Below are 14,727 nucleotides of genomic sequence, written 5' to 3'. Positions count from 1 at the left end.
GGGCGATAATCGCATTCATAAGGTGTGTTTCTGCTGGGCTGCCCAGGGCGCCAGCATAAAGCTGAATGCCAGGCCCAGGCTGACCGATAAACCGAAATTACTCACGGCCGGTGTGCTCGACACCGCCAGCAGGCCGAACGACAACCAGGTTGTCAACGCCGCCAGCAGTGTTCCCAAGAGGCTGACGGCCGGGCCGCCGATCTGCTCGCGCATCAAGATCGCGTAGTCAACGCTGATGGCCGTGACCAGCAACAGGCCAAACAGGCTGAACAAGGTCAGCGGCTGGCCCAGCCAGCCGAGGCTGGCCAGGCTGCACAGCGCGGCCAGCAGGGGCAGGGCGACGATACGCAAGGCGCCGCCAAAACCGAAGGGCGCAATCAGCAACAGCACGATCAGCACGCACGACAGCAACTTCAATTCGGCTGCGCTGATTTGCGTGTCGGCAAACACGCGGTTCAAGTCGCCCAAGCGATTGACCAGTTGCACGCCGGGCAAATCCAGCGCCTGCACCCGCAGCAACGCCGGGTTGTTCAAGCCTTGCAAGCTGACCATGGCCGCCACGCCGCCGTCGACCGGGCCGAGCCAGAGCGTGCGCCAGGGTTCGGCCAGCGGGCCTTGCAGCGCTGCGTCAATGTCTTGAGTGGGCAGCGCCTGCAACTGCGCGACTTCAGCCTGCAGGGCACTGACGGGCACGCCGAGGTCCAGCAGCGGTTGCCAGTGTTGCGCCAGAGTGTTCAGCGCATCGCGCAGTTGTTGCTGCTCCTCGGGCAGGTTCACCAGTTGACTGAGCGCCAGGTAACCCTGGAGCTTGTCCATGTTCACCAACTGATCCAGGCGTTTGCCCAAGGCGGCCTGGCGTTCCAGCAACTGCTGCTGATTATCTGCGCGCACCAGGAAAAACTGGCTGGTGGGCTGGAACCCGGTGATGCGCGCTACGGCCTGTGCTTCCTGGAGCAATTGCGGCGGCGCGCCGATCCATTGGCGAATATCGTTCTTGCTGTTGAGCTGCCACAGGCCGGCGGCGCAGAACACCAGCACCGCCACCAGCAGCACTGAACCGGGCACGCGTTTGATCAAGGCGGTACGCAGTTGCCATAGGGCCTGGGCGACACGCAGCGGCCATTGCGCCGGGCGCAGCTCCACACCCTTGAGCAGCGCAGGCAGCAGGCACACCGCACACAAATAAGCCCCCACCAGCCCGGCGGCGGAGAACACCGCGATTTGCGTCAGCGCCGGGAAGGGTGTCCAGGCCAGCGCCAGGTAGCCGATGCAACTGGTGGCCAGGCTCAGGCTCAGCCCCGGCAGGGTCAGGCGCAACGCCGGCCAACTGCGCCAGGGTTGCAGGCTCCAGCTTTTGGACAGGTAGTGCAGTGGGTAATCCACCGCCACGCCGATCAGGCTGGAGCCCAGCACCAGGGTCATCACATGCATATGCCCAAACAGTGCCACACAAGCGACTGCGCCAAACAGCATGCCCACCAGCACCGGCACAAATGCCAGCAACACCCTCCAGCGTCGGAAAGCCAGCAACAGCAACAACAGGATGCCGATGGTTGCGCCACCGCCGACCCAGGTGATTTCCCGCGTGGCTTGCTGCTGCCCATTGGCCGCGTAGAGCAAGCCGCTGGCGGCGAGCAATTGCGCGCCGTGCTCACCCGCCTGCTCGCGGCTGGCCTGGAGTAAATCCGCCACTTGCAACGGCAATTTCATATCGAAGGCATTGCCGTTGGTGCGTGCCCGCACCAGCACCCAGCTTTGGCCGTCGGCTTCGGCGATCAAGGCGCCGCTGCCGATGTCCAGCTGAACCGCGCCGTGTTGTGGCTGGCTGTTCTGGATACGCCCGGTCAGGCCGAGCCAGTCGTCCTGGCTCGGCACCAGGCTGAAGCCGGTGAACGGGTCGAACAGTGCTTGTACCCGCTGCTGGATAAAAGCGCCGGGGCGTTCGATCAGTTGCTCACGGTCGTTGGCCGAGAGCATCGACAAACGCCCACGCAGCAGTTGCTCGCGCAACGCCGGCAAGTCGGCTTGCAGGTTCCATTGCACCTGTTCAAACAGACCGCTGGCCTGCCAACGCTCGCCCATTTGCTGCGCCGCGGCCAGTGCTTGCTGGCGGTCGGCATGGCCCACCAGTACCAGCATCTCGCGGTTCAGCGGTTCTTGCATACGCTGTTCGGCCTGCTGTTCCAGGGCGTCCGGCGTACTGCCCGGCACCAGTTCCATCAGGTTGGCCGACAACGGCGCGCCATGGCGCCACTGCCAGCCGGCCAGGGCCAGCACGGCCACCAGCAGGATCAGGAACAGGCGCGGCAGCAGGCGCTCACTGGGCAAAGTCGTGTTGCTCCGCATCGCTCAAGGGTTGGTCGGCCGTGCTGTCCTGCATACGCAATACGGTGCTGTCGCCCTGGGTTTCCAGCAGCTCGATGGTTTGCACCAGTTCGCCGCCGTCGATATTGATCCGGGTGAACACTTGCTTGAGCAGCAATGAGCGCGGGGTCAGCGTGAGCTTCCAGTTGTGGGGCTGGCCTTGCAGTTGCAGTTCGAAGTCACGCTGCAAGCCGCTGCTGTCGCCCTGGAGTACGGCGAGAAACAGGCGATTCTGTTCGGCCCCGGCGCTCTTGTTCGGCAGCGGTTGCCAGCCGTTGGCGTCACGCCGGGCGATGCCTTGGCCTGTGATGCGGTAGTCCTGTTGCAGCGGGGTCTTGAGCAGCCATAACAGGCCGTGGTCCTTGGCGAGCACGAAGGTGCCTTTGCTGACCAGCGGCTGGGGCAGGGCGCGCAGGTGTTTTTCCTGAGTGAAGCTGCCGTGGATGACAGAGGGTTTTGCAAGCTGATCGCTCAACTGCTGCAAGTCGAACGCCTGGGCCAAGCCTGGAACGCCCAACAGCAGGATAAGCACAATCCCTGTGGGAACGGGCTTGCCCGCGAAGAACCTGAGGACGCTGCGTAGTGTCAGGCGTCGTGCGTTATCGTTAACGACCATCGCGGGCAAGCCCGCTCCCACAGGGGTCAGCATTTCAGGGCCCTTTCTACGGCATCGGTGAATATCTTGGGCGAGGCAAGTTGCATCTCGCGGTTGGCGATTTGCACCGCCACTTGCACGGTGCTGGCGCGGGTCAAGCGCTCGCCGCTCGCCAGGTCAGTGATCAGGTAGTTGACCTTCAAACGGTTCTCCCACTCCACCAGGCTGGCACGCACATTGAGCGTCTGGCCGAAGGTCGCGCCACGTACATAGCGTAGCTGCATGTCGATCACCGGCCAGGCGTAGCCGGACTCGAGCATCGCCGTGTAGTTATGGCCGATCTTGTCCAGCAGCGCACAGCGCGCCACTTCCAGGTACTTCACGTAGTGCCCGTGCCACACCACGTTCATGGTGTCGATATCGAAAAACGGCACGAGGATTTGCGTGTCGCAGTGCAATACGCCGGGGCTACGCATGCAGCCTCCAGTGTTGCGCGGCGATGCGTTGCAGGCACAGGCGCAGTTCGCCTTCCAGGGCACGGTCTTCGATGACTGGCGGGAAGTCCATGGCCAATTCTGCGTGCATTGCGGCCAGTGCCGGTGGCAGCGCTCGGGCATCTTCTGCTTGGGCTCGCAGCCACACGCCCTGGTTGGCGGCGAGCAGGGCGGCGGCGGCTACTTGTTCGGTCAGCTCCAGTACGCGGATTGCATCGCGGGCAGCGATGGTGCCCATGCTCACCTTGTCCTGGTTGTGGCACTCGGTGGAGCGTGAGAACACACTGGCCGGCATGGTGTTCTTCAATGCTTCGGCGGTCCAGGCGCTGGTGCCGATCTGCACGGCCTTGAAACCGTGATTGATCATCGCGCGGTCGGCGGGGGCGCCCGAGAGGTTGCTTGGCAGGCCATGGTTGTAACGCACGTCCACCAGCAGCGCGAGCTGGCGGTCGAGCAGGTCGGCGACGTTGGCCACCAGGGTCTTGAGGCTGTCCATGGCGAAGGCGATATGCCCGCCGTAGAAGTGCCCGCCGTGCAGTACGCGTTCTTCTTCAGCGTCGATGATCGGATTGTCGTTGGCGCTGTTGAGCTCGATCTCGATGAACGAGCGCAACCAGCTCAGGCTGTCGGCCAACACGCCGAGCACATGGGGCGCGCAGCGCAGCGAGTAGCGATCCTGCAAGCGATGCAGCGGCGCGGTCGGTGCATCGATCGCCAGGTCATTGCGCAGCCACGCGGCCACTTGCATCTGCCCAGGGTGAGGCTTGGCGGCGAACAGGCGCTCGTCGAAGTGTTCCGGGTTGCCTTGCAGCGCCACCACATTGAGCGCGGTGATGCGCGTCGCCAGGTGGAGCAGGTAGTCGGCGCGGGCGAAAGCCAGGCAGGCCAGGCCAGTCATCACGGCGGTGCCGTTCATCAAGGCCAGGGCTTCCTTGGGGCGCAGCACCAAAGGCTCCCAGCCCAGTTCGCGGTGCACGTCGACCGCCGGGCGGCGTTCGCCACGAAACAGCACTTCACGTTCGCCGGACAAGGTCGCTGCCACGTAGGACAGCGGCGTCAGATCACCGCTGGCGCCCACCGAGCCTTCTTCCGGGATCAGTGGCAGCACATCGTGTTCAAGGAAGGCGTGCAGGCGTTCCAGCAGTTCCACGCGTACGCCCGACACGCCATGGCACAGCGACTGCAAACGCGCCGCCAACACGGCGCGGGTGGCTTGGGCGTCGAGCAGCTTGCCCAGGCCGCAACCGTGAAAGGTGTACAGGTGACGCGGCAAGGCTTCGACGTGTTCCAGCGGTACCGCCACCACGCAGGAGTCGCCGTAGCCGGTGGTGACGCCGTAGATCACGCCTTCCTTGTCCAGCAGCGAGTCGAGAAACTGCGCGCCCTTGGCGATGCGCTGACGATAGGCAGCATCACCCTGCAATTGCGTGGGCGCCTGACGGTTGGCCAGGGCCAGCACGTCTTCGATGCGCAAGGGGCGTTCGCCAAAGGTTACCGGCTCAAGATGCGTCGTCATCGGTCTTCCAGAAAGGGTAAAAGTTGAACCATTGTTGGGGCGCTTGCAGGCAGAACTGGCCCAGGCGTGCGGCGTAGCGGGCGGTCCACTCGGCAATCACCTGCTCACGGGTGCTGCGCTTCCATTCGATCAACGGCGCGAAAGGCTCGATGGTCAGGCGATAGCGGCCTTGGTGTTTCAGACACATCAGCAGGTTCACTGGGCATTTGAGCAGCCCGGCCAGCAGCCACGGGCCTTGGGGGAACGCAGCCGGGTGGCCGAGGAAATCCACGCGCACCGTGCGCCCACCGTGCAACGGTATGCGGTCACCGGCAATTGCCAGCCATTCGCCGTCGTCCAGGCGCTGGCTGAGCAGCAGCATGGTGGCCGGGTCCAGCTCGCTGACCTGGATCAGGCGCAAATGGCTGGCCCCGGCTTCGCCCAACAGGCGGTTGAAACGCTCGGCGTGCTTGGTGTGCACCAACACGTTCATGGTGACCTGTTCACCGATCTCCGCCAGTGCACGGCACACTTCCAGGTTGCCCAGGTGCGCGCCTACCAGCATCTGCCCGCGTTCGCCACGCAGTTGCCCGCGCAATTGCGCCGGGTCGTTGATTTCGATCTGTTCCAGGCCCAGCTTGCCGTTCCATACGTCGAGCTTGTCGAGCAGGGAATCGGCGAAGGCCATGAACTGGCCGAAGACTTTCCGGTGGCTGGGCAGCAGTTCATCGCGCCCGCTCCATTGGGCCAGGCGCTGTTGATATTGCCAGGCGCTGTGGCGCGCCGTGCGGCCAAACAGAAAGAAGTAGAAAACGATGCTGTAGAGCAAAGGGCTCAACAGGCGACGACCCAGGACTTTTGCGGCGAGCGCCGTGAGCTTCATCAGCCAGAAGCTGCCGCGTTCCTCGCGGTCGGCCCAGTGCTTGGTGCTGTCGCTCATGCCTGCCACCGTCGCCACAGGATCATCGGCGCACGCACCAACATGCCGAAAAACAGCCGCGCGTGCATGGCGCTGATGCGAACGTTGTCGCGGAACAAGCGAAAGTGCGACAGGCCGTCGGCCGGGTAGTGCACCTGGGTCGGCAGCCAGCGCATCGGTTGGTTGCGCCAGGCCAGGCGCACCAGGATGTCCGAGTCGAAATCCATGTGCGTGCCGATGTAGGCCGAGTCCATCAAGGCCAGGGTTGGTGCCAGCGGGTACACGCGAAAACCGCACATCGAGTCGCGAATCTGCAACGACAGGGTGTTGATCCACACCCATACGTGGGTCAGGTAACGCGCATACAAACGGCCTTTGGGCACGCTGTCGTCGTATTCGGGGTAGCCGCAGATGACGGCGTCAGGGTGCCGGCGCGAAGTGTCGATAAAGGTCTCGACTTCACGCAGGTCGTGCTGGCCGTCGGCGTCCACTTGCAGGGCGTGGGTGTAGCCCTGGCGCGCCGCTTCGCGAAAGCCGGCCATCACGGCGCCGCCCTTGCCCTGGTTGCTGGGCAGGGTCAACAGGGTGACGTTGTCGAGGGTGGCCAATTGCGCCAACACCGCTGCGCAGGCCGGGCTGCTGCCGTCGTCGACCAGCAGGCACGGCAGGCCGCTGTCCAGCAGGCTGCGGACCACGGCGGGTACGGCAGTTTCGTGGTTGTACACCGGAATCAGGGCGCAGGGGTTATGCATTCGCAGTCACCAACTGTATGCGACCGCTGGAACAGGCGGCAACGCCGTTGCGGTAGGTGAAATAAAGCTTGCTGCGTTCCGGGTCAAAGCGCAGGTGCAGTTCAATCTGATCGCCCGGGCGCACCAGTTGCTGGAACTTGAGCACTTCCATGCCGGCGAAGGTGCTCGGCAAGTCGAGCAGTTGCTGGCCCAGGTTGAACGCCCATTCCACTTGCACCACGCCCGGCAGCACGGGCGTTACCGGGAAGTGTCCGCTGAAATAGGCCAGGTCCGGCGGAACGCTCAGTTGCACGGTCCATTCGCCATCGGCTTCGACCTGCTCCAGCACTTCGGGGGCTTTTGGCCGGGGAGCCAGCAGAAGTGCTTCGATATCGGCCTGGGGCAGCTTGCCCTGGCTGTTGAGCGGCAATTGGCGCAGCAACCGCCAGCGACGGGGCAGGGCCAGGGCTACGCAATGTTGGCCCAGGTGCTGGCGCAGGGTTTGGGTGAGCGTGCGCCGGCCCTGGTTGCGCAGGGCATGCAGGCCATCGCTGCTGAGCACCACCAGCGCGCCAAGGGAGGCGCGGTTTTCCTGCACTACACCCAAGCGGGTTTCGGCGACCCAGGGATGGGTCATCAATGCCTGTTCGAGCATCGGCAGGGAGATGCGTTTTTCTTCCAGCTTGACGATGCGGTCCAGGCGGCCCAGCAATTCGAAGCGGCCATCGGCATGGATGCGTGCAGCGTCGGCGGTCTGTTCGATGTGCCCTTCGGGCAGGTACTTTGATGCGATGCGCAGCGCGCCGTCGGCATCCTGGCTCAGTTGCACATCGGCAAACGGCTGCCAGGGTTGCGCGCCCTGGCGCCAGGCGATGCCGCCGGTTTCCGAGCTGCCGAGAATTTCCGTCGGCCATTGCTGCAAGCGGTCATACAGACTGCCGGCGGCTTCAACGGGCAGCGCGCCACCGGAGGAAAACACCCGCGCAACCTGGCTCAGTGCCGGCCAGTCGAGGTTGTCGCCCATGCGTTTGAGCAGCGCCGGGCTGGCGACCCAGGCAAATTGTGGGTGCTCGCGGCTGGCGCGCTGCATGTCTTCGGGGAACGCCAGTTGCTTGCGCACAAAGGTGCGACCTGCGCACAGCGGCCACAGCACGCGAAACAGCAAGCCGTAGATGTGCTGGGTGGCGACGCTGCCGATGATGCAGGCGTCTTTGAGGTCCGCCCCCCACAGGGCTTCCAGCGCCTCCACTTCATTGGCCAACTGGCGCAGGGACTTGTCGATGCGCTTGGGCTCGCCGCTGGAGCCGGAGGTGCACAGGCTCAGTTGGCAGGTGTCCAGGTCGAGAACCGCAGGGCTCAGTGGCGCCTGGTACAGCGCCTCGAGATCAGCGGCTTCGATCAACCAGGCGTCGACGGCAGGATCCCAGCGATGGCGGGTCTGGGGCTGCAGGTCGGCCGGCAGCAGTACGCTGGCACCGGCGCGCCAGGCGCCCAGCAAGGCAATCGCCAGGACGCCCGCGTCTTCCAGGTACACGGCCAGGCGCTGGATGCCTCGCGCCTGCAGGCCGGCCGCCAGGCGCAGGGATGCTTCCCACAGCTGGGCGTGATTCATGTCAGGCTCGGTGGTGACCCAGCGCTGTTGCAGCGGCTCAAGCAACAAGTGCTCAAGTTTCAACCCATTCATACGCGGCCTCGAACCCTTTGTCGTACCAGCCATTCCACGGCAAACAACAGCGCTATCAGCCCGTAGGCGATCAAGCCGTTGTACAACGTCCACCAGCTCAGCGGCGCCCACAGCGTGAGCGCGGCGGCGAGCAAGCCGTTACACAGAAAAAATGCACTCCACACCACGGTGACCTGGCGGGTATACACGATTGCCTTCGGCGGCAGTTGCGGGTCAGTCATGCGTGCCAGGCGCTCGACCATCGGCGGGCCGTATTTCAGGCTCAGGCCGAACAGCGCCAACATGAACGCGCTGACCAGGCTGGGGTACCAACGCAGCCACTGCGGGTTATCGAACCAGGCCAGCAGCACGCAGAACACGATCACCGTCACCGCCATCCAGCGGCTGCCCGGGCGCCGCCCAGCGGTCAGGGCGCGCAACAGCCACAGGCTGCCCAGCAACAGGCCGAATTGCCACGGTGCAAAATGCTCGGTGCCGTAATACACCGCAAAGGGGTACAGCAGCCCCGCCAACAACAGGCCAAGGCCGATCAGCCGGCTCATGCGGCGGGCTGGACCAGACGGTATACCGCCTCAACCACGTCGTTCACGGTGCGCACCGCCTTGAATTCTTCGGCGGCGATCTTCTTACCGGTCTGGCGCTTGATGTGGTCGATCAGGTCCACGGCGTCGATGCTGTCGATTTCCAGGTCTTGATACAGGTTGGCGTCGAGGGTGACGCGCTCCGGGGGCAGTTCAAACAGTTCCACCAAGGCATCGCGCAGGGTGTTGAAAATATCGTCACGAGTTTGCATGGTACGGTCTCAAGCTGCCTGTCGGGCCGTGACGAACGCCGCAAGGCTGGCCACGTTGGTGAAATGATTGCGGGTGTCCTTGGCGTCGGCATCGATCTTGATGCCGTAGGTTTTCTGGATCGCCAGGCCCAATTCCAGGGCATCGACCGAGTCCAGGCCCAGGCCTTCGCCAAACAGAGTCTGTTCGCTGCCAATGTCGTCGGCGCTGATGTCTTCCAGGCCCAGGGCCTCGATGATCAGCTCTTTTATCTCGTGCTCAAGGCTTTTTTGGTCGCTCATCTTCGGCGAGCTCCTTAATGAAATAGTGATGCAGGTAATCGTTGAGCTTGCGTGAAGCCTGGGGCGCGGCGCCGAGCGCGGCAAACGCTTGTGGCTCTATATCGGCCCCCACGCGCAAACTGAAGTGAAATCGACGTTTGGGGATGCGATACCAGGGTTCGGCCTTGGTCAGGGTGGTGGGGCTGACCTTGATCACCACCGGGGTGATGATTGTCGCACCCCGCAGGGCAATGGCCGCGCCGCCGCGATGAAAGGCGGGGGCCGCGCCGGGTGTGGTGCGGGTGCCTTCGGGAAAGATGATCAGGGTCTGGCCGGCGCGCAGGGCATCGGCAGCCGCATCGAGCATATCGGCGCTGCCGTCGTTGCTGATGTAGCCGGCATCACGCACCGGCCCGCGGGTGAAGGGGTTCTGGAACAGGCTCTGCTTGACCACGCAGTTGGTCTGGCGCATCAGGCCGATCAGGAACACCACATCGATCAGCGACGGGTGGTTGGCAACGATCATCTGCCCTGGGCGCCCGAGCTTCTCGGCGCCTTCCACGCTGTAGGTCAGCACGCCGACACGCTGCATCAACCGCACAAAGAACCAGAACAGCCGGCTGATGGTGTGACGTGCACGGCGCTGGTGCTGTTCGGCACTGCCCGGCAAGCAACTGAGCAATGGAAACACCAGCAAACGCAGGCACAGCCCGCCCACGCCGAACAGGAAAAAGCTCGCGGCGGTAGCGAGCAGGCGCCAGTAATAGGCGTCCCGAGGCTTGTCGGTCAGGGCTTGCGTTGCCAGTTCCATACTCGGTTCTTCCAGGCATGTTGGCAGGCGCCCTGTTCGGTCAGCAGGGTGCGCAGCAGGTTCAGGGCGTGGGGCCACTGGGCGATGGTGGAGGGTTGGACAGTGCCGGTGGTAAGTTCCAGCTGCCACTCGTCGCCCGGTGTGAGCAACAGGCCGAGGGCATAGGGGAACGGTACGTCATGGATCCAGCCGGCGTAGGCTTCGGGCGGCTGTTCTTCAGTGATCACCAGCAGCACCGCCGGGGCGCCTTCGTTGAGCAGTGCGGCGGCTTCGAGGAGGCCGTGCTCCAGGCCATCGCCAACGGCGGCGAGGGCAGTCATCTCGGCGGTTTCATTGCGCAGGATCGACCACAGGCCGATCACCGCGTTGTGCACCGACAGGCTGAACTGGGTGGGCGACAGCGGCTGCTCGTTGGCCAGATCACTGAGGATATCCAGGGTGCGCGGGGTTTCGCCGTGGCGGGAAATGAACACCAGCGGCAGCTCTGCAAGGCCCTCGGCCAGCGGCCAGCCGACGCTGAACGCCATGCGCGCCAGCCGGCTCAAGCGGCGGCGCTGCATAGCTGGCAGAAATGACACATCCGGGCAGGCTTCGCTGACGGGCGGCAACACCGGGTCCCGGCACCAGGCGTGCCAGTCGTGCGCACTCTCAAGGCCAGGAGCCCAGGCGCGCCATTGGGCGATGTTGAAGTTGATCACTGAGAAGTTATCCCGCCCCTGCGGGCTTCCATGTGCGGCCAATGGCCCCGGATTCCGGGACAGAGAGCAATAGCCGAATGGCGCGCATTATCCCGGTGCCGCGGGGTTCTAGCAAATAGTGGTGAAAATTTGTTCACTATTGATCACAAATAAGTTGGAAGAATTTACAGATTGTCGGCGATCACAGGCCAGGCTGGGTCGTCGGAGATTTCCCATTCATTTGTGAGCCAGGCACAGCGTATGGATGAACGAGGTAGCTAACTGGCGCTTTTGCGCTCTACACTCGGTCATTCATTGATACACGGAGGTTTTTCCATGCGGCGCGTGGTGTTCAATCAAAAAGGCGGCGTGGGCAAGTCCAGCATCGCCTGCAACCTGGCGGCGGTCAGCGCCAGCGAAGGTTATCGAACCTTGTTGGTGGACCTCGATGCGCAAGCCAACTCGACCCAGTACCTCACCGGGTTGACGGGCGAAGACATCCCCATGGGGATCGCGGATTTTTTCAAGCAAACGTTGTCTTCCGGGCCGTTTTCGAAGAAGAACAAGGTTGATATCTACGAAACGCCGTTCGACAACCTGCACGTCATCACCGCCACCGCCGAGCTGGCAGACCTGCAGCCCAAGCTCGAAGCCAAGCACAAGATCAACAAGCTGCGAAAGCTGCTGGATGAGTTGAGCGAGGATTACGACCGGATTTACCTCGATACTCCACCCGCGTTGAACTTCTATGCGGTTTCTGCGCTGATTGCGGCTGATCGTGTGCTGATCCCCTTCGATTGCGACAGCTTTTCGCGCCAGGCCCTGTATGGCCTGCTGGCGGAAATCGAAGAACTGAAGGAAGACCATAATGAAGGCCTGGAAGTGGAAGGTATCGTGGTCAACCAGTTTCAGGCCCGGGCCAGCCTGCCGCAGCAGATTCTGGATGAACTGATTGCCGAAGGGCTGCCGGTGCTGCCGGTGTACCTGGCCAGCTCGGTGCGAATGCGCGAGTCGCACCAGGAGAGCAAGCCGCTGATCCACCTCGACCCACGGCACAAGCTGACTCAGCAGTTTGTGGAGTTGCATAACCTGCTGGAAAACGCCTGACCCCACAGGCAGCGCAGAACACTGTGGGAGCTGGCTTGCCTGCGATGGCATCACCTCGGTGTACCAGGCAGACCGAGTCGCCTGCATCGCAGGCAAGCCAGCTCCCACAGTTTGGATTGCATTTCGGCAGGTGGGTTGGATTTGTCCCACAGGGTCTGTAGGAAGGGTCTGGCAATTGGGCTTGTGCCTTGTAACCTTGCCTACAGCTACGCCAGAATCCGCCGGCTTGTGCGTCTGGATGGGCGTCTCTAAGGTTTGCCGGTCGCTGAATGTTCAGTGATCGGGTTTAGTAGCCCGACCGACCAAAGCATGTGCACCTGCTCCAAAAGCATGGCGTTATCGCCTATCTGATGGTGGCTGTGCGCAGGGCACCTTCGGGTGCGCCGGTCTTTGCTTTGTTCCCCGGTCTACTAACCTGCGTACAGCTGCCACCCTTCGTTTAGTAGCGAAACGGTAGTGGCCCTATCAGGGAACAAATGCATGTCTATCCGTCTTTTCAATGTTTCACCCAACCTCCCCACCGAAGCCCTCGTGCTCAACAGCTACGAAACCTTCTCCTCCGTGCGCACGCTATTACTCAACTTGTCCAACGACCTCACAGGCGAACATCGCGATGTGGCTCTGGCGATTCACCAATTAAGCGAACTGGGCGTCATGCTGGTCGGCCAGATGATGGACCGCGAAGCCCCCCTGACCTAAAGCTGAAATGCATTCAATGTGGGAGCTGGCTTGCCTGCGATAGCATCGCCTCGGTGTACCAGGCAGACCGAGTCGCCTGCATCGCAGGCAAGCCAGCTCCCACATTGACCGAGTTGATGGCGGGGGATGTTTATACGCCCTGGCTACGCAACCAGCTCATCAGCTGCGGCAACGGAAACGCCCCGCTCTGGCGCGCCACTTCGCGACCGTTCTTGAACAGAATCAAACTGGGAATAGAACGAATCCCCAACTGCGCCGACAGCTGCTGATTAGCCTCACTGTCCAGCTTCGCCAGCCGGCACTTGCCTTCAAGCTGCCCGGCGGCCTGCTCGAATACCGGCGCAAACGACTTGCACGGCCCGCACCATTCGGCCCACACATCGACCAGGAGCGGCAGGTCGCCCTTGATCTGGCTGGCATAGTCGCCCTGTTTCAAATCAAAGGGTTTGCTCAGCAACACCGACTGCTTGCAACGCCCGCACTTGGGCGCATCACCCAGGCGTTCGCCGGGGATGCGGTTGAGGCCGTTGCAATGTGGGCAGGGGATGACAAGAGATTCGGACATCGGGGGCTCCTTGGGGGTGGCTATGGGTTTCAGGACTTACGACGAACAACTAATCTCCAAATGCTTACCCCAATCCGGCGGCCGTTGCGCGTACTGCTCCATCCCCGCTTGCTCTTCAAACGGCCTGGTTAGCACTTCATGCAGCCGTCGCACTTCGCTGTAGTCGCCTGATTCGGCGGCGGCGATGGCGTTTTGGGCCAGGTAGTTACGCAGGATGTAGAGCGGGTTCACCGCATGCATCCGCTCACGGCGCTGTTCCTGGGTGAAATCCCCGTCCCGCGCAACGCGGGCCTTGTACCGCTCGGCCCAGGTATCAAACCCGGCCAGGTCGACAAAGTCGTCACGTAGCCGCGTCACGGCCAGCGCCGCGGATTCATCGCCCAGGCGTCGGAAGAACAGTGTGTAGTCCACGCCGCTGTTCTGCATCAGCTTGAGCAAGTCTTCCACCAGTTTCTGGTCATCCTCTTCAGCGCTCGTGAGCCCCAGCCGGCGGCGCATCAGGTCCAGGTAGTGGGCCTGGTAGAACGGCAGGTACAGGCCAAGTGCCTCCTTCAAGGCATCAACGCTGATGAACGGCGTAAGCGCCTGGGCCAAGGCGCTGAGGTTCCACTGCCCGATAGGCACCTGGTTGCTGAAGGAGTAGCGCCCTTCATGGTCGGAGTGGTTGCAGATGAAGTGCGCGTCAAAATCATCGAGAAACGCGAAGGGCCCGAAGTCGAAGGTGATGCCCAGAATCGACATGTTGTCGGTGTTCATCACCCCGTGGCAAAAGCCATAGGCCTGCCACTTGGCGATCATTTCGGCATTGCGCTCGACGATTTCGCGGAACATCGCCAGGTACGGCTCAGGCTGCTCGCGGCACTCGGGGTAATGCAGGTTCAGCACGTGTTCGGCCAACTCGGCCTGCTGTTCGGGCTTCTTGGTGTAGTAGAAGTATTCGAAATGCCCGAAGCGGATATGGCTATGGGCCAGGCGCAACACCATGGCGCCACGTTCCTGTTTCTCACGCCAGACCGGGGTGCTGGAGCCGATCACGCATAGAGCGCGGCTGCTGGGGATGCCCAGCGCATGCAGGGCTTCAGAGGCAAGGAATTCGCGAATCGAAGAGCGCAACACCGCACGCCCGTCGCCCATGCGCGAGTAAGGCGTCATCCCCGCGCCCTTGAGGTGCAAATCCCAATGCTCGCCGGCCTCGTTGTAGACCTCGCCCAGCAACAACCCGCGGCCATCGCCCAATTGCGGGGTGTAGCCGCCAAACTGATGCCCCGAATAGACCATCGCCCTTGGTTCGGCTTCGGCCCACAGCTTGTGGCCGCCAAACAGTTCGGCAAACACGGGCGTTTCAGCCACGGCCGGGTCGAGGTCGAGCAGCGCCATGGCGGCCTTGCTTGCCACGACCAGGCGCGGCTCGTCCAGAGGCTCGGGCAGAACGTGGGTTGAGAACGCATCGCCCAAGCGTGCGAAGCGGTTGTCGAAGGTCAGTTCGTCGAGGGCTTTCACCGGCCATCTCCAGCAGAATGTCCGAGCATTCTGCT

General features: G+C 62.8%; 16 protein-coding genes. 2 read left to right on the top strand and 14 right to left on the bottom strand.

Annotated elements, in window-relative coordinates; genetic code table 11:
* Positions 1–15: 15 nt before the first annotated feature.
* The 12 genes from J1G33_RS09205 to J1G33_RS09150 are packed head-to-tail and all read right to left on the bottom strand — an operon-like array spanning position 16 to position 10,842.
* Positions 16–2,346 carry an MMPL family transporter gene (locus J1G33_RS09205; protein ID WP_223017965.1) on the bottom strand — a complete coding sequence of 777 codons (2,331 nt, stop codon included), beginning with the start codon at positions 2,344–2,346 and terminating at the stop codon, positions 16–18.
* Entirely contained in the window at positions 2,318–3,013 is a 696-nt protein-coding gene (locus J1G33_RS09200; RefSeq protein ID WP_262416774.1) for an outer membrane lipoprotein carrier protein LolA, read from the bottom strand. Before J1G33_RS09200 ends, J1G33_RS09205 begins: the two co-directional genes overlap by 29 nt.
* Positions 3,007–3,435 (bottom strand): acyl-CoA thioesterase, encoded by a 429-nt coding sequence (locus tag J1G33_RS09195; protein WP_032878289.1) that lies wholly within the window; start codon positions 3,433–3,435, stop codon positions 3,007–3,009. Before J1G33_RS09195 ends, J1G33_RS09200 begins: the two co-directional genes overlap by 7 nt.
* Entirely contained in the window at positions 3,428–4,969 is a 1,542-nt protein-coding gene (locus J1G33_RS09190) for an aromatic amino acid ammonia-lyase (protein ID WP_223017964.1), read from the bottom strand. Before J1G33_RS09190 ends, J1G33_RS09195 begins: the two co-directional genes overlap by 8 nt.
* The gene (locus J1G33_RS09185) at positions 4,953–5,888 is read right to left on the bottom strand and encodes a glycosyl transferase (protein WP_032878287.1); all 936 of its coding nucleotides are present in this window, start codon (positions 5,886–5,888) and stop codon (positions 4,953–4,955) included. Before J1G33_RS09185 ends, J1G33_RS09190 begins: the two co-directional genes overlap by 17 nt.
* Entirely contained in the window at positions 5,885–6,619 is a 735-nt protein-coding gene (locus tag J1G33_RS09180; protein WP_223017963.1) for a glycosyltransferase family 2 protein, read from the bottom strand. The genes J1G33_RS09185 and J1G33_RS09180 overlap by 4 nt, the downstream gene beginning before the upstream one ends.
* Positions 6,612–8,282, bottom strand: a complete 1,671-nt coding sequence (locus tag J1G33_RS09175) for an acyl-CoA synthetase family protein (RefSeq protein ID WP_223017962.1) — start codon at positions 8,280–8,282, stop codon at positions 6,612–6,614. Before J1G33_RS09175 ends, J1G33_RS09180 begins: the two co-directional genes overlap by 8 nt.
* Complete coding sequence (locus J1G33_RS09170) at positions 8,279–8,824, bottom strand: membrane protein (RefSeq protein ID WP_032878284.1); 546 nt, start codon at positions 8,822–8,824, stop codon at positions 8,279–8,281. Before J1G33_RS09170 ends, J1G33_RS09175 begins: the two co-directional genes overlap by 4 nt.
* A complete protein-coding gene (locus J1G33_RS09165) occupies positions 8,821–9,075 on the bottom strand; it encodes an acyl carrier protein (protein WP_003187949.1) in 255 nt (84 codons plus the stop codon). Before J1G33_RS09165 ends, J1G33_RS09170 begins: the two co-directional genes overlap by 4 nt.
* A gap of 9 nt (positions 9,076–9,084) precedes the next feature.
* Entirely contained in the window at positions 9,085–9,354 is a 270-nt protein-coding gene (locus J1G33_RS09160) for a phosphopantetheine-binding protein (RefSeq protein ID WP_005784090.1), read from the bottom strand.
* On the bottom strand, positions 9,332–10,144 hold the full coding sequence (locus J1G33_RS09155) for a lysophospholipid acyltransferase family protein (protein ID WP_032878283.1): 813 nt from the start codon (positions 10,142–10,144) through the stop codon (positions 9,332–9,334). The genes J1G33_RS09160 and J1G33_RS09155 overlap by 23 nt, the downstream gene beginning before the upstream one ends.
* On the bottom strand, positions 10,120–10,842 hold the full coding sequence (locus J1G33_RS09150) for a beta-ketoacyl synthase chain length factor (protein ID WP_223017961.1): 723 nt from the start codon (positions 10,840–10,842) through the stop codon (positions 10,120–10,122). The genes J1G33_RS09155 and J1G33_RS09150 overlap by 25 nt, the downstream gene beginning before the upstream one ends.
* 315 nt (positions 10,843–11,157) lie before the next feature.
* Between J1G33_RS09150 and J1G33_RS09145 the strand changes: the two genes are divergently transcribed.
* The gene (locus J1G33_RS09145) at positions 11,158–11,928 is read left to right on the top strand and encodes a ParA family protein (protein ID WP_032878281.1); all 771 of its coding nucleotides are present in this window, start codon (positions 11,158–11,160) and stop codon (positions 11,926–11,928) included.
* Positions 11,929–12,408: 480 nt separating this feature from the next.
* On the top strand, positions 12,409–12,627 hold the full coding sequence (locus tag J1G33_RS09140) for a DUF6124 family protein (RefSeq protein ID WP_103733928.1): 219 nt from the start codon (positions 12,409–12,411) through the stop codon (positions 12,625–12,627).
* Between the two features lie 130 nt (positions 12,628–12,757).
* Here J1G33_RS09140 and trxC read toward each other — a convergent pair whose 3' ends face one another.
* Both trxC and selO read right to left on the bottom strand, forming a co-directional pair.
* A complete protein-coding gene (trxC, locus tag J1G33_RS09135) occupies positions 12,758–13,192 on the bottom strand; it encodes a thioredoxin TrxC (RefSeq protein WP_032878279.1) in 435 nt (144 codons plus the stop codon).
* A 36-nt stretch (positions 13,193–13,228) separates the two neighbouring features.
* Positions 13,229–14,692 (bottom strand): protein adenylyltransferase SelO, encoded by a 1,464-nt coding sequence (selO, locus tag J1G33_RS09130; protein WP_148852973.1) that lies wholly within the window; start codon positions 14,690–14,692, stop codon positions 13,229–13,231.
* Between the last annotated feature and the right edge of the window lie 35 nt (positions 14,693–14,727).

This window comes from Pseudomonas sp. P867 (genome assembly GCF_019891455.1).
In the GTDB taxonomy this organism is placed as follows: Bacteria; Pseudomonadota; Gammaproteobacteria; order Pseudomonadales; family Pseudomonadaceae; genus Aquipseudomonas; species Aquipseudomonas synxantha_A.
Note: the sequence above shows the minus strand (reverse complement) of the source record. Positions and strands in the feature narration are given on the sequence as shown.

Bases quoted from the DNA above. Each gene is read 5' to 3' on its own strand.
- J1G33_RS09190 (WP_223017964.1), bottom strand. From the start codon at position 4,969: ATGACGACGCATCTTGAGCCGGTAACCTTTGGCGAACGCCCCTTGCGC.
- J1G33_RS09200 (WP_262416774.1), bottom strand. From the start codon at position 3,013: ATGCTGACCCCTGTGGGAGCGGGCTTGCCCGCGATGGTCGTTAACGAT.
- J1G33_RS09195 (WP_032878289.1), bottom strand. From the start codon at position 3,435: ATGCGTAGCCCCGGCGTATTGCACTGCGACACGCAAATCCTCGTGCCG.
- J1G33_RS09185 (WP_032878287.1), bottom strand. From the start codon at position 5,888: ATGAGCGACAGCACCAAGCACTGGGCCGACCGCGAGGAACGCGGCAGC.
- J1G33_RS09165 (WP_003187949.1), bottom strand. From the start codon at position 9,075: ATGCAAACTCGTGACGATATTTTCAACACCCTGCGCGATGCCTTGGTG.
- J1G33_RS09170 (WP_032878284.1), bottom strand. From the start codon at position 8,824: ATGAGCCGGCTGATCGGCCTTGGCCTGTTGTTGGCGGGGCTGCTGTAC.
- J1G33_RS09155 (WP_032878283.1), bottom strand. From the start codon at position 10,144: ATGGAACTGGCAACGCAAGCCCTGACCGACAAGCCTCGGGACGCCTAT.
- J1G33_RS09145 (WP_032878281.1), top strand. From the start codon at position 11,158: ATGCGGCGCGTGGTGTTCAATCAAAAAGGCGGCGTGGGCAAGTCCAGC.
- J1G33_RS09160 (WP_005784090.1), bottom strand. From the start codon at position 9,354: ATGAGCGACCAAAAAAGCCTTGAGCACGAGATAAAAGAGCTGATCATC.
- J1G33_RS09180 (WP_223017963.1), bottom strand. From the start codon at position 6,619: ATGCATAACCCCTGCGCCCTGATTCCGGTGTACAACCACGAAACTGCC.
- J1G33_RS09175 (WP_223017962.1), bottom strand. From the start codon at position 8,282: ATGAATGGGTTGAAACTTGAGCACTTGTTGCTTGAGCCGCTGCAACAG.
- trxC (WP_032878279.1), bottom strand. From the start codon at position 13,192: ATGTCCGAATCTCTTGTCATCCCCTGCCCACATTGCAACGGCCTCAAC.
- J1G33_RS09205 (WP_223017965.1), bottom strand. From the start codon at position 2,346: ATGCGGAGCAACACGACTTTGCCCAGTGAGCGCCTGCTGCCGCGCCTG.
- J1G33_RS09140 (WP_103733928.1), top strand. From the start codon at position 12,409: ATGTCTATCCGTCTTTTCAATGTTTCACCCAACCTCCCCACCGAAGCC.